At 59.0% G+C, this 17,598-nt stretch carries 15 protein-coding genes and 2 pseudogenes; 9 read left to right on the top strand and 8 right to left on the bottom strand.

The genetic code is table 11. From position 1 onward, the window contains the following. Nucleotides 1–173 precede the first annotated feature (173 nt). From PVW48_RS18455 to repC, 4 genes are all read left to right on the top strand, one after another. Nucleotides 174–1,082, top strand: coding sequence for a recombinase family protein (locus PVW48_RS18455; protein WP_274582417.1), 909 nt, complete (start codon nt 174–176; stop codon nt 1,080–1,082). A 342-nt stretch (nt 1,083–1,424) separates the two neighbouring features. Further along, on the top strand, nt 1,425–2,624 hold the full coding sequence (gene repA, locus PVW48_RS18450) for a plasmid partitioning protein RepA (protein WP_274582416.1): 1,200 nt from the start codon (nt 1,425–1,427) through the stop codon (nt 2,622–2,624). Next, entirely contained in the window at nt 2,624–3,592 is a 969-nt protein-coding gene (gene repB / locus PVW48_RS18445; RefSeq protein WP_274582415.1) for a plasmid partitioning protein RepB, read from the top strand. The genes repA and repB overlap by 1 nt, the downstream gene beginning before the upstream one ends. 238 nt (nt 3,593–3,830) lie before the next feature. Beyond that, nucleotides 3,831–4,886: a plasmid replication protein RepC gene (repC, locus tag PVW48_RS18440; protein WP_274582414.1), complete on the top strand. Its 1,056-nt coding sequence runs from the start codon at nt 3,831–3,833 to the stop codon at nt 4,884–4,886. A 174-nt stretch (nt 4,887–5,060) separates the two neighbouring features. Here repC and PVW48_RS18435 read toward each other — a convergent pair whose 3' ends face one another. Both PVW48_RS18435 and PVW48_RS18430 read right to left on the bottom strand, forming a co-directional pair. Next, nucleotides 5,061–5,573: an RES family NAD+ phosphorylase gene (locus PVW48_RS18435; protein WP_274582413.1), complete on the bottom strand. Its 513-nt coding sequence runs from the start codon at nt 5,571–5,573 to the stop codon at nt 5,061–5,063. A 101-nt stretch (nt 5,574–5,674) separates the two neighbouring features. After that, nucleotides 5,675–6,025 carry an MbcA/ParS/Xre antitoxin family protein gene (locus PVW48_RS18430; protein WP_274582412.1) on the bottom strand — a complete coding sequence of 117 codons (351 nt, stop codon included), beginning with the start codon at nt 6,023–6,025 and terminating at the stop codon, nt 5,675–5,677. Nucleotides 6,026–6,258: 233 nt separating this feature from the next. Here PVW48_RS18430 and PVW48_RS18425 point away from each other — a divergent pair. The 3 genes and pseudogenes from PVW48_RS18425 to PVW48_RS18415 form a co-directional block, all read left to right on the top strand. Beyond that, a pseudogene (locus tag PVW48_RS18425) lies at nt 6,259–6,496 on the top strand (zincin-like metallopeptidase domain-containing protein); the annotation flags it as partial. 23 nt (nt 6,497–6,519) lie between these two features. Then, nucleotides 6,520–6,729 carry a DUF6330 family protein gene (locus PVW48_RS18420; RefSeq protein WP_274582411.1) on the top strand — a complete coding sequence of 70 codons (210 nt, stop codon included), beginning with the start codon at nt 6,520–6,522 and terminating at the stop codon, nt 6,727–6,729. Between the two features lie 87 nt (nt 6,730–6,816). Further along, complete coding sequence (locus PVW48_RS18415) at nt 6,817–7,131, top strand: hypothetical protein (RefSeq protein ID WP_274582410.1); 315 nt, start codon at nt 6,817–6,819, stop codon at nt 7,129–7,131. Here the strand turns inward: PVW48_RS18415 and PVW48_RS18410 are convergent. From PVW48_RS18410 to PVW48_RS18395, 4 genes and pseudogenes are all read right to left on the bottom strand, one after another. Further along, nucleotides 7,081–7,308: pseudogene (locus tag PVW48_RS18410) on the bottom strand (integrase); the annotation flags it as partial. The gene PVW48_RS18415 and the pseudogene PVW48_RS18410 overlap by 51 nt on opposite strands. Before the next feature lie 301 nt (nt 7,309–7,609). After that, nucleotides 7,610–10,600: a site-specific integrase gene (locus PVW48_RS18405; RefSeq protein ID WP_274582409.1), complete on the bottom strand. Its 2,991-nt coding sequence runs from the start codon at nt 10,598–10,600 to the stop codon at nt 7,610–7,612. After that, nucleotides 10,597–12,774 (bottom strand): hypothetical protein, encoded by a 2,178-nt coding sequence (locus PVW48_RS18400; RefSeq protein WP_274582408.1) that lies wholly within the window; start codon nt 12,772–12,774, stop codon nt 10,597–10,599. The genes PVW48_RS18405 and PVW48_RS18400 overlap by 4 nt, the downstream gene beginning before the upstream one ends. Beyond that, entirely contained in the window at nt 12,771–13,271 is a 501-nt protein-coding gene (locus tag PVW48_RS18395; RefSeq protein WP_274582407.1) for a hypothetical protein, read from the bottom strand. The genes PVW48_RS18400 and PVW48_RS18395 overlap by 4 nt, the downstream gene beginning before the upstream one ends. Before the next feature lie 1,074 nt (nt 13,272–14,345). Here PVW48_RS18395 and PVW48_RS18390 point away from each other — a divergent pair. Both PVW48_RS18390 and PVW48_RS18385 read left to right on the top strand, forming a co-directional pair. After that, nucleotides 14,346–14,657, top strand: coding sequence for a BrnT family toxin (locus PVW48_RS18390; protein WP_274582406.1), 312 nt, complete (start codon nt 14,346–14,348; stop codon nt 14,655–14,657). Next, nucleotides 14,638–14,937: a BrnA antitoxin family protein gene (locus PVW48_RS18385; protein WP_274582405.1), complete on the top strand. Its 300-nt coding sequence runs from the start codon at nt 14,638–14,640 to the stop codon at nt 14,935–14,937. Before PVW48_RS18390 ends, PVW48_RS18385 begins: the two co-directional genes overlap by 20 nt. A gap of 827 nt (nt 14,938–15,764) precedes the next feature. On the opposite strand, the gene PVW48_RS18380 is transcribed toward PVW48_RS18385, so the two are convergent. Both PVW48_RS18380 and PVW48_RS18375 read right to left on the bottom strand, forming a co-directional pair. Next, on the bottom strand, nt 15,765–16,307 hold the full coding sequence (locus tag PVW48_RS18380; protein WP_274582404.1) for a hypothetical protein: 543 nt from the start codon (nt 16,305–16,307) through the stop codon (nt 15,765–15,767). A gap of 36 nt (nt 16,308–16,343) precedes the next feature. After that, nucleotides 16,344–17,531 carry a hypothetical protein gene (locus PVW48_RS18375; protein WP_274582403.1) on the bottom strand — a complete coding sequence of 396 codons (1,188 nt, stop codon included), beginning with the start codon at nt 17,529–17,531 and terminating at the stop codon, nt 16,344–16,346. Nucleotides 17,532–17,598: the final 67 nt, after the last annotated feature.

The following is a 17,598-nucleotide window of genomic DNA, read 5'->3' as shown; positions in this document are numbered from 1 at the left end:
CCGACACTTATTACACAGTATGCGAGCGTGACTGCCAGTGAAACCGCTCAGACCGCGCTTAGCGCAAGGAAACCAAGGGTTTTTGGAGGAGCACGACCAGAGAGCGCTTGCTTGCATTTGTTTACAAACGGTCGTTTATTGGTATTACATGAAATTGCAAACGGCCCTTTTCCATGCCCCTCATAGGCTATGCGCGCGTATCAACCGAGGAGCAGACCCCCCTGCCCCAGTCCGAGGCGCTGCAATCGGCGGGCTGTGCCGAGATCTTCGAAGAGCACGCCTCAGGCGGCAATCGCGCGCGTCCTGTGCTCGCGCGTGTGATCGAACGCGTCAAGAGCGGCGATACGCTGGTCGTCGTGCGGATCGACCGACTTGCGCGGTCTCTGTCGCACTTGCTGGAGGTGATCGAGCGTCTGGAGGCCAAGGGCGCCTTCTTCCGCTCGCTGCAGGACCCCATCGACACGGCATCGCCACAAGGCAAGTTCACGCTGCAGGTTCTGGGCGCCGCGGCCGAGTTTGAACGCGCTCTGATCCGCGAGCGTACCAAGGCGGGTCTTGCCTCTGCGCGCGCCAAAGGTCGCGTTGGTGGCAATCCTGGGCTTCGCACCAAGGACCCCGCCGCGCTTCGCAAGGTACGGCTTGCCCGGCAGGATGGCTACATGGAACGCCTGAACGAGACCGCGCAGGATTGGGTGCCGCATGTGCGGCGCCTGCGGCCGGATATGGCTTGGGAAGATGTGCTGCGGATCATTAATGGCCCCCTGCCCCACGGCCGCCACTGGACCCAAAGCCGTTTACTCCGCGCTGTGAAGGCATATGTGCGGGACGGGTTCCTGCCCGCTGAAGTGCTTGGACGCGCTGGACGTCGCGAAACCGACGATCGCCTGCCCGCGATCGTGGCGGGCATCAAGGGCGCGGACCCAGACATCACTCTTCAGGCAATCTGCGACCGGCTTGAGTCTATGCGTGAGCGCACCCCTCGGGGTCGCGTCAGCTGGCAGCCGTCATCGGTCAAGATGTTACTCGAACGAGCAGAGCGTCTTGGACTAATTTCATCAGAATTGGCTCGCTCCCGCCAGTAACTAGCAGATGCTCATCCAGCCGAGTCTATCACTCCAGGCACCGTCAGAAGGTCAATTGTGCCATTGGTTGCATGGGTTTAGCTGAAACCGTCCAAACAATTCGGATAGGTGGCTTGAAACGTGATCTCGTAGACTTAATGAAATAAAATCAAAGGTTTGCGGCCAACCTGATGTGACTGTATTTCTTGGTGATGTGGATAACTTTCACACTACATCTAGATTCTTCTTGCCGGACTCACTGGATCGTGGCATTCCCATCGTGACGGCAAAACGCGTCAGACACGCTGTTCACCGTCAGAAAGACTAAGAGCCTCAACAGAGGCCGAGAGTGGGCGGCAGGATATGGATGATCGTAACGTTGGATACGCGCAAGGCATAGGCTCTTCCGACATCGGAGCATTTGCCGACAATCTGGCTGAGTCTTTGGATCGCCAGATGAAGATCGCTTTCGAGCCCGAAGAACGAAAGTCCCTACGCCGTTTCAGTTCTACTGAGGTTGCCAGCCTCCTGCGCGTGAGCACATCTAACCTGCGCAACCGGCACAAGGACGGTAGCTTCCCGGAAGTGCATACAGACAACCGCGGACACCGATTCTACACAGCCCAAGAGATTGATGAGTTGCGCGATATTCTTGGGCGCACCGGAAAGAACGCAGAAAGTTACCGCCCTGGTCGACGTGAGGGCGATCGTCTCCAAGTGATATCTGTCGTCAATTTCAAAGGCGGGTCGTCAAAAACGACAGCAACTGTACATCTTGCACAACGGTATGCCTTGCGAGGCTACCGAGTGTTGGTCTTGGATCTCGATCCGCAGGCAAGTCTAACCACCTTTTTCGGCTTTCGGCCCGAGCTCGAGTTCGCCGACGGCGGCACAATCTATGATGCCCTGAGATATGAGGAACAAGTTCCGCTCTCAGCCGTCATCCAAAAAACCTACTTCCATAAGCTCGATATGGTCCCAGCGGGCCTCATGCTCTCGGAATACGAAACCGAGACGGCAAACGCCCTCGCCCACCGGGTGCAACCCATATTTGCGGAGCGTCTCGCCTTAGCGCTTGAGGAAGTAGAGGCGCATTACGACATCATTCTGATCGACTGCCCACCTCAACTTGGTTTTTTGACCCTTACGGCGCTCGCAGCCTCGACGGGGCTTTTGGTAACCGTGGTACCTGGCATGCTCGACATCGCTTCCATGAGCCAGTTTCTCAAGCTTGCTTCGGAAACGGTGAAGGCTGTCGAAGAAGCCATTGGCCGGCGCGTTACCTGGGACTTCGTAAAGTTCTTGATCACGAGATACGAACCGTCGGACGGGCCTCAGACCCAAATGGCGGGCTACCTGAGATCGATCTTGGCCGGACAGGTCATGACTGAGCCAATGCTGAAATCTACAGCAATCTCGGACGCCGGTATGACCCAGCAAACCGTCTACGAAGTTGATCCGAGCCAATTCATTAGAAAAACGATTGATCGCGCTCTGACCAGCGTGAACGGCGTTGGCGATGAGTTGGAACAGACAATCCAAATGGCATGGGGGCGTCGCTGATGGCCCGAAACATCTTCAATCAGCCACCAAAGGACGAGAAGCAGAGCGCGGCCCCCTCCCCTACCCCGCCAAAGGCAGCAAAACTGCCAGGATCTGTTGGCGGATTGCGCGACTCTTTGCGCGAGATCACCGCGAATTCGATCCGTGACATCGAGCCCGATCAGATTGACATGGATGGCCTGCGCGATCGGTTGGTGCTGGAGGATTCCAGTATTGATGAGTTGGCCGAAAGCATCCGCAAACATGGGCAACAAGTGCCAATTATGGTCCGCCCATCCGCGCAACCGGACAGATACCGCATCATTTACGGACGACGCAGGCTTGCAGCGATCCGCATGATCGGTGGAACAGTCAAGGCGATCGTTCGAACCTTGGATGACGACGCATCTCTGATCGCACAGGGCCAAGAGAACAACCTGCGACTAGACCCGTCTTTCATTGAGAAATCCCTTTTTATCAAAGAGATGCAGGAATCCGGTTACAAGCCAAACATCATTCAGGATGCTCTCGGCTTGACACGGCAGGGCGTGTCCAACCATCGCGTCGTCATAGAGCAACTGCCAGAGGGGCTTGTACAGCTGATAGGGCCGGCACATGGCATCGGACGGCGGCAATGGGGTGACCTGGCCGCTTTCTCGAAAAAGATGGATCTGGTCAACACTGCCAAAGAGGTGATTGCCGCCCTGCCCGACGACACTCCAAGCGCGGAAAGGTTTCAGGCAGTCTACGCGGCGTGCTCGAACAAGGCGCGTAGCGACAAGAAGCAAACCAACCGCAGCCTAACGTCCGTCGTCAAAGATGGGAACGGTGGCTCTGTGGGAACGCTGACAATCGACCAGAAAACAATCGCCATCAAGATCGCCAAGAAGGACCACCCAGAATTCAGCCAATGGCTCGAGGAGCGCGCGGAGGCAACGCTTTTGCAGCTCTTCGAACAGTGGCGGAATGAGAGCGGCTCTGGGTCGTAACCCAGGCCACGCAGCGTAACGCGAGCAGAGGAGAAAAGCGAAGACCAGAAAGAAAAGAGCCCCCCAAAGTTTCCCCTGGAGAGCCCTCATCATTCGATTAGCACTCATGATGTAGCAACCTCCAGCAAACCGGTCAAGAGTCACCGATTCGGTGGACTGATTTTTATTGCCTTTTTCTGAGCGAAATCTCGGGAAGGGACAGGGAAGTTGTGGGCTAAAAGGTCATCGTGAACAAACTATGGCATTCACAAAACTATCGATCAGATCCGCTGGTGCTGATGCAGCACGCGGCACAATTTCTGCGCCTGAAACCGACATTTGGACCATCTTCAGGGCACTGAGAGATGCACGTAGCGTGTTCGGTCTGCGTCCAGGCCATATCCAAACACTTCAAGCCATGCTCAGTTTCTTGAAGCCGGGCCATGGCGAAACGGTTTTCGCGTCCAACCACTCGATTTGCCAGCGCGTCGGCGGAATCGACGAACGGACTCTCCGCAGACACATCAACCGCTTCGTTGAACTCGGGTTCATCAAGCGGAATGACAGCTCGAACCGAAAGCGCTACCGCGTTCGATCGTCCGGCGGGGAGTGCATCAGTTATGGATTGTCACTCGCCCCCCTGCTCCAACGTGCGAGCGAGCTTCTCGCGATCGCGCAAGAGATGGAGAATAACCGGCGTGATCGGGTTTTTGTCCGCAAACAGATCCTTACGAAACTCGCCCATTTAGAAGAGCATAACCCCAGCAACGCATTCATCAAACACGCACGGAAAGCTCTACGCAGGAAGCTAAACCTCTCCGAATATCATGCACTGCTCGCCGACACGGACACAGAATGCCAAAGTTTGCATACCCACGATGACCCACCAGAAACTATGGAATTGCCCGCCAATGACGGTCAAACTGTCCGGCACGAATCCAAGTCTGAAAAAGAAAAAAAAGATTCAGATAGCAACAGAAGCAATGAAGCTCTGGAACCAGATTTGCTAACCTCAGTGTGCGATCACGCGACATCGTTCTCCACAGAAAAGCTTAGAAACTGGCTGGACATTGAAAACCATGCTCGAATACTTGCACCCATGATGGGCATTCACCCAGACACATTCGAGAAAGCCAAGGGTGCTATAGGAGCTCAGAAAGCGTCTTGCGCGATCTTCATCATGCTACAGCTTGGAAAACGTATCAGAGACTTTGGAGCGTATTTTCACAGTATCACCCTGGGCCAACGTCAAGACCAGTTTGATCCAGTAGCTTTGATCAAACGCCTATCCAAAACTGCTATGCAAACCGCCTAGTGTCCACCGCGGTGGACGTGCGACCGGTACATCTTCCAATGACATGCGGCCTCTCCAAATGCATCAAAGCCACCGACCCAAAACCCATTAAGGCGATACAGTGCGGTCATTCCGGTTTCGTCGGACAAATCGATGTCCACCGCGGTGGACAAATGAGACAGCAATCCTCACCGGTCACATCCGTGACAGCCGCTGCTCATCATCCACGACTTCCAAAGATCCATTGTTGTCAGTCCAAGCCCACAACACGATGTTGAGGTCCGATGCCAACGCGCCCTTCGCAAAGCTCTGGATCAGAAGCCCCGCAAACCGGTCCGCTATGAGGGCGCGTGCTAAATCCTGTGTCGGCACAGGTTGGCCATCAAGCATCGTCATGCGCCATGCAGGGTCACCAAGCATCGACGCTGTCATACCATACCGTTCAAGTCCGTCATGATCCCGGGTATCGAAAATAGGCTTAAGGTCGGCCTTGTAGGACACCAGGATCGTGGGTTGCAGGCTACCGACCTGGTTGGCTTCTCTAAGAGCGATTGCAGGGTTCAGAGAAGTGTAGAGGGCAGGGGTGCCCTTGGCATTAAAGCGCCCTCCATAGAGTTCAGCGCCTCGTCCGGACAGGGGTTCACGCGCATAGACCGGGTTCAGGGCGCGATAGAGTCGCCCTGTGTAGCGTCCATCTTTCAGCGGCATCTCAGCGTCTCGCCATTCAAAAATACAGTGTATGACACTGATGTCCCGAGAACACGAAGTGTGGCAGGGCATCGGTGTCTCATGTTTTGGCAAGGTGCGCTTTAGGTAAAAACGCCCGCATCAACCGCATCGATGTATTCCAGAACTTGCTGAGCTTTGCCTTCCTGCACCAGCTGCATGGCTGTCCGGCCATCAAAGCCGGGCAGGGGCTCTGACCGGTACCATGCATAGGCCATCAGTTCCGAGCCGAAGCGGGGTTCGACTTTGTTCAGCACCTCTACCAATTCGCGCAGGCGGCGCTGCGTCTTGTCCGAACCAATGCGGGCTCGCCTCTGCAACGCGTCTTTGCCCAAGCCGACGGTCAATGCAATCTCTTCTGCCGACGTGCGTAACGCCGCGGCGATCTTGCGCGGTTCGAACTGCCCAGCTTCAGCAAAGTCCGTGATGTGCATGATCTATGTCCTTACAGTAATAATGACGGTATATAGCGACAATATTGCTGAATTTCAAGCTGTCAGGAGATGCTGTGCCTGCGTTTCCCATGCTAATCCGTAACGCTGCATTGCTCTGAACGCCGGAGATCCCGATTTTTGGGCCTGAAAGGCCGCAGTAGGCGGGTTGTTAGCCGATCGAGAACGTCAGACAAGTTATTGCTACTATGCCAAAGACTGCGGCAGTCGAGCCGGGGTTCTCGAAGTTTGGCAACACGTCCTATGTGCGCGAGGAGATCGTCGCCGAGGGCCTCGGTGTTCCTGGGTCAGACGCTCGAGATGAATGCTGCCTACCTCCACAACTGGCTGCGGGTCCTACGCTCGGACAAGAACGCGATCTTCAAGCACGCCGCCGATGCTCAACGTGCCTGCGACCACCTGATCGGCAGATCGGAGGCGGGCAGGGCAGGGCGCAGCGCCGAGGTCGCCTGACCACAGGGAGAACGGAGACGCCCATGTCACGCAAGGAACCCAAGACGCTTCGGGTGGCCTGCTTTGAAGGTGGCCGCCGCAAGATCATCACCTTCAAACGCGGAGCCCATTGGAGGAGCCCGTCCGAGGGCGCCTATCCACTCTCGGCCGCGCTCGAGACCATCAAGGAACAGGGCGGCTGGATCGAAACCATCCCCAACCCGAATTACCTACTCAGGGGGTTGTTCGGGTAGAGACCCTTCCGTCTCGGTCCTGCCGCCGGCCGGAAAAGGAAAAGCGGGCTTCGGAAGGCGTGTTTTAACATCTCAAGGGAGAGCCCCATGACCAGTTCCGCACAGCCACAGATAAACAGCCCAGATCCGAGTGTGATTGCCGCGCAGAATGATGCGTTCCGCAGGCTCACCTGCCTCGGTGTTCCGCCCGCGCAGCCCATCCAAGGCCACATGCATGTGACACGCTCGCTCATGGAGGCTGGTGACGGCTTCATGGCCGAGGCGGTTAAGGCCACGGGCATGTTTGAAACCTTCGAGCCCGATCATCTCAGGGGAGGGGGGCAATGGCTCCGCGCGCTTCATCCGACATCAGCGCGCAAAGTGCGCCCAATCCTTGGCGTAGGCCTTGAGCGTGTTGTCTGAGGCCGCTGCGCGCGCGTAGTCACGGGCGGTGTCGACCAGCCGATCAAGCGTGCCAGATCCCGCGACATGGGAAGGCAAAGCTATGCCATCGGTTTTCTCTTGGTCTCTCTCGTCGATGCGAGCATCACTCAGCTTATCAGAGGGTTCTGACATCGATTTCTCAGTCTCTGAGGCCATTTCCAGAAAATCGAGCGGTCAAATTCAACTGTAGCCCAGCATATCTTTTAATGTCCGATAAGGCAAGATGAGCAAGAAACGCGTCTGCAACCCGCATTCAAACAACGCTAAATATCTAATATCATGAAGCTTTATGGATTTGGCGGATGGTTCTGAGGGTCCTCTGGCCAAACTTTTCGTTTCGCCGGGCTGGGTTTCCAAAGCCCGGCTCCTTCGCGAAGCCGCATTTGCATCTGCATGGACCATCACGGCCATGTCGAGGCCGCCGCATGGTAGGAGCGGCGGCCCGTTGTGGATCTTCTCAAGCCTCATCAGTCACGCGACAGGTAACCGCGATACAAAACGCGGCACGGCGGAGGGTTGAGAAGGAACGGCTCTCCTTGGCCTTTTTCGAAACCTTCCGCAGCATGATCAGTCCGGGGGCTGTCGGGCAGACACTGGTACCATGACCACTGGACTCCGTCTGGTAGTTCCCCTTGGCACCTATGGCCGTGCACCAAGCCTTTTCCGCAGCCTCGGGCGTCACATCCGACGGGAATCGGATCAGGATGTCCAGAGAGGACTTGGGAAAGGCCTTTGGGAACAGCTCTAGCCAATTCTGTGCGGCGGGGGCCCCAAGGAAACGTAGACAAGGCCGATGTCGGTCCGCATGGGTCAGCACCACCATAGACCATTTCAGCATATTCTCAGGCGGCAATGTCTCTGCATCGGCCAACAGCCTTGCCAGGAATCGCACTTCGCCCGGCTGATCTGCAAAACGGGCGACTGGCCAGTTGGGGCGGTCCTGGTCGTGAGCTCCAACATGGCGGGCCCCCTTTTTCTGGGTGGTTGCCGCCATCAGGTCTTCGGCGGTCGCCAGCATGTGGGTCACCTGATCCCGCATGATGTTGAGCTGATCGGCAATGGTCAGCGTGTCCGTGTCATGTTCGGCCATTTTGAGGACCGCATGGACGACCGTCGGCGTGACCCTGACCGGCTTTGCTACGCGAGGCTCGGGTGAGGGTAACTGTCCCGTTCGCGTGGTGCGCCACGCGATATCCATCTTATTCACGAGTGGCCCGCGCAAGTCCTCCAGCCGGACCGTATCATTATCGTCGATGAAGGGTCGCAGGCTCCGACGGTTGAGGCCAAGCCACCGAGCGGCAACAGAGGCCGGCAACCGCTCCTCGGCGCTCTGGATCAGGCGTCCAAGCGCCAGGTCGGTCAGGTGGCAATAGGTGGTGCCGCTGATCGCGCTGAGATCGCGGTGCCCGGCCAACGCCGAGATCTGCCTTGGGGCCCGGCGCGGGTCCGGACAGACGCCGAGCAGCGCGTGCCGGATGCGTTTTTGCCGCTTCGCGTTCCAGCCGCTCACGGCTTCGATCGTGTCAACTGCATCTGCACCAAGATGGAACAGAAGCTGCAGGGCACTGATCAGCGTGTGCCGGAAATCATGCGGCCTCACCGCGATCCCCAGCATCTGGCCAAGAGTGCGTTGCAGTAGCGTGCGGAACGTCCCTGTGTCGAAGCGGTCGCCGGGGAAGAGCGTGCCCAGATCGAGAAGCTTGTCGCGGGTCTTGTCCGGTACGGTCGCCCGGCGCGCCACGAAGCTTTTGACCTGTGCGACGACCTCTGGCGGCGCGAAGAGGGCGAGGGGGATCAGCCGGCGCGCGGCCTCCGATTTCAGACCGTGACCGCTTGTGGCGTGCACAAATACCGTCAAGTCAGTCCCGATGTCATCGACCACACGCCCATGGGCCTCGTCGATCCGCAAGCCGCCCCAGGCAACCAGTGCGAACGCAACGGCGTAACACTCGGCCATGTCCGGGCTCAGGTCGGTGGTCTGCAGGATCGCGTCAAACACCTCGGGATAGATGGCCATGGGCAGGGCAGCGGTGCGGACGAATGTGGCGCTGCCTTTGCCCTGATCTCCAAAGCCGGAAAAATCAGCGTCGGGCCAATCCAAGACCCGCTCTGCGTGGCGGGCAAAATGCGCGAGGCGGCCGAGCGGATGGGCCGGATTGGCGTAGGATGAGCGCGCCAGAACCTGCTCGAACATGTCTCGCAGAGCCTCTGGTGTGAGGTTCCTCGGGTCGTCCTCGGTCATGACCGCCAGTACGTGCCGACCCACGATGGAATGATAGTCCTTCACGGTGCGTGGCTTGTCGCCGTTGCGAAGCAGGGTCCGATACCAGCTGACCAGAGCTTCGAGGGAGTGCCAGATCCCGACGGCCTCCTGTTGAAGGGTCTGCAGGGCATCAGACATTGCTTTGCGCCCCTTGACCGAGGACGTTGCCGCATGGGTGTCGAGGCACTCTTTCAGTGCCTCCAGTAGCTGCGCCTTGGCATGATCCGCAGGAGAAGGGCACGGAGCAGCTGATTTTGGGGTGCGGGAGGGTTGCGGTTGCGCTGTCCTGGCCGCGCCTCGAGTGTCCGGAGGCTCCTTCAAAGGCTGACCACGCGTGCACAGGGCGTCCCACGTCTCAGGCAGCACCGAGAGGCCAACGCTTTGGCCGGACGCGACGGCCTGCACGCTAACGGGGAGGGCGATGCCGGAGACATATTCCAGTGCAGCCAGCGCCATGAGCGGGAAGCGGTGGGCCGGTATCATTGCCTTGGTCTCTGGCACACCGAGCAGTTCCAACATGTCGGTATAGAGCGCTGAAGCGGAGGACGGTGCGTCATAGGGCAGGGGGCCCAACCTGCGCCATCGATCGATCAGAGCGAGGCTTGTCACGTCCGGGAACCAACGCAGGTATTCTTTTCCTGGGTCCTTGTTGGTGTGCTGCTGCGCCTCCCTAGAGATCCGGAGGTCAAGATCGATCCAGACAAGCCCGGGAAAGGCGTTGGCACCATTGAGTGTCAATTCCCCTGAGCCAACTGCACGCGCCAACGCTTGCAATCCCTCCAAACGACCTAACCCTCCACGCAAGGCAGCGCTGGCCAAAAGGAGGCGTGGCAAGTCAGCCCCGGGCGTGGAGCGTCCGGCCACGGTCAGTATCTCGTCCAGACGGTGCCTAAGGTGGATGATCTCCATCGCTTGGCCAGGCCATTCCGCGTTCCTGAGCGGCGCAATGGGGGCAGGCGGCCGCTGAAGATGGGTTTTCTTGAGGGACAGACCCAGCCGATCATTTACCCGCTCGATCGCATAGTTGACGATGTGGTTACGGTCTTTTGGGCCGAGCTCGGGACCGCGCTCGGCCACCGCGGTCTCGATCGCAACGGTCCAGTCTTGGGGGGCGGCATCGCTGCGTAGCAGCTCGTCTACAATCTCAGCAGCCATCACTGCATCGCGGTCAAAGGATACGTTCATTGCGGGAGCCTCCGCACCTCGGGGGCGTGAAGACCGAGGTCCGCCGCATGCTCGTCAATCGCATCGGCTATGCTCTGCAGATCGCCAGCCCGGTAGGCGCCGTGGGGCAGGTACTGCGCAGCCTGCCAGCCGCCGTGCCCCATCCAGTAGTCAAGCATCCAGCCAGGGAAATCTGAGGCGACAAGCTGGGTGCGCCAGTAGTGGCGGAACAGATTTCGCTCTTGCCGTGGCGGCTTGTGGACCTTCCAGAAGTCAGAGCATTTGAGGACTTCCGGCGGTTCTGCGCCTACCGGGATGTACCAAAGCGGCGCGCATTCTCCGCTCAGGGAGGCATCTATATGGGCCGCTAGGCCCGGCGACGTGAGGCTTGCCCACGGGCGAAGGTTTTCCAGGTGCATGCGCAGGGCGCGAAGCGTTTCGGCCAACAGGCTTGGCACGGGCAACCACCGTGCATCATCCACTTGGCGGTTGCCCTTGTCTTGCAACCTCAAACTCGGACAGGGACCCTCCAGGAGCATTTGGCTGAAGGGTGGGCAGGCAACACCGTGGGGCCGCATGGCGGTTGCGAAGGCAACGATACCCGCGACCTTGTTCACGAATGCTGCGTGTAGCTGTTGGACGGCATAGGGGCGCCGAGCGGCCAAACCCTCTTCCGCTTCCGCGAGCTTGTGGTCCAGCGCCGCGAAAAACGTCGCCACAGTTTCGGGCGCAGGCACACGGCGTGAACCAATGGAGTTGCTGGAACGACCCAAGGTGCAAACAGCCGTGTCACGCTCAGTGTCGCTCAGCCAGTTGGTTCGGTAATCGGCATAGATCTGGTCCAATTGCGCTACTTTCACCCGTGTATAGTAGACCTGAGGGCACGTGCGGATGTCTTGCCGCGTCAGCAATCCTGTAACGGCTGCATCGGCCCCAGCCGAAACAAGTGCTGCGGACAGACATTGTGCGATCCGACTTAGACGCCGACGGCGGCCCGGTCGAAGCTTCAACCATTGCTTGGCCTGCTCTTCCAGAGCATCGAGGTCGTGGGCGCCCTCAACGACCTTGCGGGCTTCGGTGGCAAGCCACGAGTTTATCAAGATCCCAAACCCACCGGTGGGAGGTTTGGGGGCACTTGTGATAGCGGGTGCAAAGGCAATGCCGAAATCTTCCCCGCGCACATGCCACCATGGGGTGCCGGCAGTCTTCGGCACAGTTGCCGACAGATCGTTGAGCGTGTCGAAGCTAGCGCCCAGAAACAAACTCACGGCAAGCATCACAACACCGGGCTCTGCGCCGTGGGCGATGGCCTTCCGGAGGTCTCGAAAAAGCGCACGAGCCTCATCCTGGGTCAGATGTCGTGTGGCTGTGATGGCCGACAGAGGAGCGTCGGTCTCCATGAGGTCCTCAATCAGGTCGTCCACGTCCTGATGGTTGGACCTCAACCAAACAACACCCGCCACGTCTGCCGCTTCTTCCACGGTGACCAGCGGCGCGTTGTCATGGTCGTGCTGGTTCAGGTCGAGGACAGGGAGGACCGGGACGTCCGTTGACAGCGCGCGGGGTGCTGTCAGCTCTGCCGCCAAGCTTTGGCTTCGCTTCGTGGCCTTGCGCGTCACGTCGCCCACATCTCGCCTTGGGGTCCCCGCGAGGTGATCAAAGTGGCGCCTGATGTTGTCGATCTGCCCAGCCTGAGCGTTGCCAGTGCCCCTCTCCCGCACCGCCCAGGCGTCCAGCGAGCACCTTACCTGCCAGAGACTGACGTCAAGGACGGAAGGGAGCCGGGCACGCTCACCGCTCCAGTCTTTGTCCGTCGCCAGTTTTCGGACTGTCCTGATTGCAAACATCCACGCCGTGTGGTCCTGATCCCCTTCATCGATCGCGTGCAGCGCACCGGCGAATACCCACGCGCGCAGCATATCGATAGATGGCGCTCCGGGCGTTGCTTGGGTTGGCCTATGGGCGAGAAGGTCGCCGATTGGGTAAGTTTTCAGTTTGCGGTCCATGGCTCGCTGGGCGGCATCAACAGTCGAGCATTCTGCAACTGGTGCCGGGAAGAGACGCGCGAAGCATCGCTCCACGGTGCCCTTGGCTGCGTACTCAGGCAGCAGATGCAGGAGCCTGCTGCCTTCGGCAGCAAACTCGACACGCGCGACGGGGCAAGCTGGCAATAGTTTCTCCAGGGGATCGCTCATCGCTGTGTCCCCCGGAAACGGCTGATATCCACCGCTAAATGACGTGCAAGCGCAGCATCGGTGGTCTGACCGATTGACATCTTTGTGACGTCTTCCGGAGCCAACTGCAGAGCGCGCTTGAGGTCTTGGAAGCCACGTCGCGGGTGCAGCTGATTGAAGGCGAGGCTGGTGATTTCGGCCCAAGCGTGGCGCGCGATGTCCGCGCCCTCGAGCCCGTCGAAAACAACTACGGGGATGGTTTCACGGTCGGCAAACGCCATCCGCGCCGCGAAGTTGCCAAAGAACAGTGCGCCCACTTTGTCACTTCGCACCGCAAGAAGAGGATCGGCCAAAGCCGGGCTGATCCATGCGGATACACGGATGTTGCGATATGTCTCAAACGCGGGTGCTGCGAGAGGGTGGAGGGCAAGCTTGGTGCTTGGGATCCACCGTGTGTGCTTCAAGTTCGGGCGCAGGCATAGCATTGCCATGCCGTCGGAACGGGTGCTTTGGGTCATGGATAGACTCCAGTCTTCAATGGCCGTTGGACCAGACAAAAAGGATGGCCAAGGCGCGCGCATTGCAGCGGCCGAGGCCGAGTTCATGTGAAGAGTGGAGCATCAACCCGATGGAGTTCGGGGACGCCGTATGGAGGATCGCATCCAATCCCAGGGACACTGGTCGCTACGCATGCGCGGAGAACCAACTAAAGCATCGTCGCCAAGACCGAAGCCTTAAAGTCACGACGAACACCGTGCTATGGGCGGGTCCATACTGTCGTGTGTCCACGACACCGCCGGTGGCTAGGCAGGCAAAGCCCTTCGCCTGGAAGAACACCCGAGAAGAGCGTTCTGTTTTGGACGCCTGGGGCGCGTCCGATATGTGTGACGACAACCATCTAACAAGACTAAGCACCTGCCGCGTGCGCTTGCGTTCCGACGGCGAGCGCCGGTGTGGATGTCGCTCCGGTTCCAAACCGGATCTCTGAGGCTCCGAGTGCCTCGGAAGCGCTGCACGTTGTGCAGGCCAGTGACCTGGATTTTTGGGCCACTTTTTTGCGGAACGCGGGAAACAACCCGCATTCGTTCGGTCTTCACTCGGTTACGTTAGTTGCACCTGCGGCGGATCGCAAGAGCGCCCGCGTCAAGTAACAGGACTGATACCGCATTTGCTGATGGCGAAGGATATGAAATGTTTTGGAAATTCCCCGTCTCGCGCTCTGGCACTCCTTGCGTGTGGCAAACCCACGCAAACCGCTCTATGGCTTTTCTGTCGCAGTTCCTCCTGTGTTTCGAGTTGTCCCCATTTCGATCGGCGATGTTGGAAGAACCATGGTAGCTCAGGCATACCTCTGGGCATATGCTTGCGTCGGAGATGGAAATCACCACGACTGGAGGCCGTAGCTGGATCGTGCCGTACTGGGAGCGCGTTGCGCCGAACTTGAAGCTTTTCATTGGCGCCTTCGGATGAGCGATTTGGGAGCCGTGGCGATGTTCGAGGCTGACCATGTGATCGTTCGGCATGGCAAGGGAGGCACGCAGTACCGAGAGGCCTACTATTGAATAACCACGAATTTGTAGGTACAACAGGGTATGAGTTTGATCCGGTTTACGTGGGATGAGGACAAGAACCTCTCTAACCAACGCAAGCACTCCGGGGTCTCTTTCGAGCTGGCGGCACGTGTATTTGAAGATCCGTTCTGCCTGACCCGCCAGGATCGGATCGAGGACTTTGAGCAGCGCTGGCAAACCATCGGTATCGTCCACGGCGTCATACTGCTCTTGGTCGCCCATACGGTCATCGAGGAGGACAGCGAGGGCCAGGTTATCGAAACCATAAGGATCATCTCCGCCCGAAAGGCTGATAGATCGGAAAGGAAGCGATATGAAGAAGAAAGAGGTTAGCTACTCGCCTGACACGCTGCCACCTCTGAGCGCTACGCAGCGGTCGCGTCTTGAGGAGCTGGCGGACGCGCCGGACAACCAGATCAACTATGATGACATTCCCAGGCTGACCGATGCTCAGCTTGCCGAGTTGAAGCGCCCGGAGCACTACCGCCCTGTCAAGAAGCAGATCACGGCGCGCCTCGATGCGGATGTGCTGGCCTGGCTTAAGGCCGGGGGGAAAGGCTATCAGTCTCGCATGAACGCGATCCTGCGGCAGGCGATGTTGAACGCGAAGTAGCGCGGGGCTTGAGAGATGAGCACGGCATAAGAGGATAAAACCGGCGAGAGCGCCGGTTTCAGGACGCCTTGCGACCCTGGCCAAACACGCGGTCGAATGCGGCATCGAGCGACCGGGGATCGTAGCGCGGCTGGATCCGGACCATCGGGATCCCCGCCGAGATGAACAGGAACGTGGATGAGAGCCCACATTTGCGATACGCAAATATCTGAAAAACGAGGAAACTTTGGGGATTCGGCATTCGTGCGCGTTTCTCCCGAGAAACTTGCATCTGAGGGGCTTGGGTTTCCCGAGGCCACCTCCAGCGCTGAACCCGCATTTGGGTCTGGCTGAGGTGCAGTATCGGTTCGAAACCGATACCATGTTGGGGTTTTGCGTCCTGCGCGAGAAGAACAGGAACGTGGATGCGAGTCTGCATTTGCGGTACGCAAGTATATGAAAAAAATGGGAAATTGAAACCATCCGGCATTTCTGCGCATTTTTCCCGGGAAACTTGGGTTTGAGGGGCTTGGGTTTCCCGAGGCCACGTAGAGCGCCGGACCCGCATTTGGGTCTGCGTGATGTGTACTATCGGTTCGAACCCGATACCACGTCGAGGTTTTGCGTCGTGCGCGACATTGACCGGTCAGTAAACTCCACTGGTGCTGTGATCATGGCAGGGCTCGCGTGTCTCAGAAGCAGGTCACTCCGCACAGCAATATCTCGTCTTAGATACGCATGGTGTGTTTTGGCGGCTGCAGTTTAAGGACCAGCGCTGGCCCTTGGTCCTGATGAACAGCCCCCCATCGCAGCAGCCAGCGTTTTCCACGTGCGACGTGGACCAGGGCCTATGGCAGATCGCTGTAGACGTAGTGGATGTCCCGGTTGGTCAGGACCGGGTTGGCCGTGCCTGTGGCGGGGACGCGGATGAACTGGCGGAGGAAAACCTCGCCGTCGCGGCTCATGCTGTTGCCAGGATTGGTGCGAATGCGGGTGAGGACGTACCAGCCTCCTGGGGCGAGACCGTCGAAGGTGAACTCACCGTCGGCATCACAGACCGTCCGGCGGAAGGCGTTGGACAGTGCTGGATCCTCATAGCGGGCGCGGAAAGCCATGATGGTGTCCCGCGGAAATGCTATTTGTATGCGCTGGTCGATCTCGCGCGTGAAGGCCGTGTCCGGTGCCAGCAGGACAGTGCCAGCCGCGCAGGTCACGATGCTGCCATCGCGCCGACGATAAAGAGCGGACCCTTCGATCCGTCCAGGACCCGCGGCGGTGAAGGCGGCCACCTCGCTTGCGTCAAACGGGATGTCCGGGATGGTTGGCGCGCAGGCGGCCAGAACGAGTGCGAGGCCGACGAACAGCCCCAGGTTGGGAATAGGTTTCTTCATGGAACGTCTCTGGGTTGGGCCACGGCTGTCAGTGTGTCAGACATCCGTCGGTAAAAGGTTTGGAATGTCGGCATAGGTCTCGCCCGCCAATAGGCGCTGCACCTGGCTCAGGTTTGCCTGCCGCTCATCCACGCCATCCAGATGGTGCGCGATTTTCTCCGGGCTCCAGCCGCTGGCATGCCAAATCCGCGCAAACGTGATCTGCATCTGGCTCAGCCGGTCCTGCCGTCCGCAGGTCACGCCAATGCGGTAGGTCAGGTTCTCGGCCCAGAGACGCGCAATGGCAGTGGCATCGGGGGCGCAGCCGGCGCGGCGCGCGCGGAGCATCTCGTTGAGAGCGTCGATGTAGGCTTCATCGCAATTGCCGGGCTCGGGTAGGGACCCGCTGCGGCGGAACTGCGACAGGAACTTCATGCCAGCGGCACCCCCGGGGATCATGTTCAGGCCCTGCTGATGGATGGGGAACAGGCTGCGTTCCTCGATGACCACTTCTTCGACACGCATGGCCGTTTCACGATCCAGCCCGGCGCGGAGGATCTCATGCTCGGTCTTCACGATGGGGAAAAAGTCACCGCGGAGTGCCGTGTGAAACAGCGTCTGACTGCCAGACGCGGCGGACCGCTTGTGCTCCTGAAACCTGCGCGCCCAACTGCGCCCGGTCAGGCCAGTATAGACCAGACCGGTCCCTGCCAGGGCGCTGTAGGACAGGGTGGGCATGGCCCCGGCCACCTGAGGCGCGAAGGGCAGGGGGTTCCTACTGCGATAGAGGTGATGCTGATAGACTTGATAGCCGCCCTCGCGCAGTGTCAGGTCTTCCAGTGCGCGAAGCGCAAATCCAAGCGGCATCACGAAGCCGCGCTGCTCGGAGTGGCTGGCAACCAGCACGACCAGGTGAGCCCCCGGATATTGCGTCGTTGGACGGTCGCTGTGAGGCGTGATTTCGATGTGATGCTCCTGCACCTTGCGCAGCTTCCCGGCGCCGATTGAGGGGATCACGAGCCGAACGTCGAAGTTCGGAAGTCGGACATCCGCAAGACGGCGCGGATCAACACGCTCCAACGTGCCCAACATATTCGTCCGCCGCGCAAACGCCGCTGCACCGGCAAGGCCTCCGGGTGACTGCTCCTCGGCTTGCCGAAATGCACGTTCCAGAGCGGCGTAGATCGTCTTGTGCAGCGGAAACAGCAGGTGCTCGAAAGCGGTTGGAGAGAAGAGGGTGGGCATGGGCACTCCTTTTTTGGGAGTAATTCCATAACGGGAGTAGCTGGGCAAGTCCTAACTCGAGGTTGCC

The organism is Dinoroseobacter sp. PD6 (assembly GCF_028807315.1).
GTDB lineage: Bacteria > Pseudomonadota > Alphaproteobacteria > Rhodobacterales > Rhodobacteraceae > Dinoroseobacter > Dinoroseobacter shibae.
This window is presented reverse-complemented; position numbering and strand designations above follow the sequence as displayed.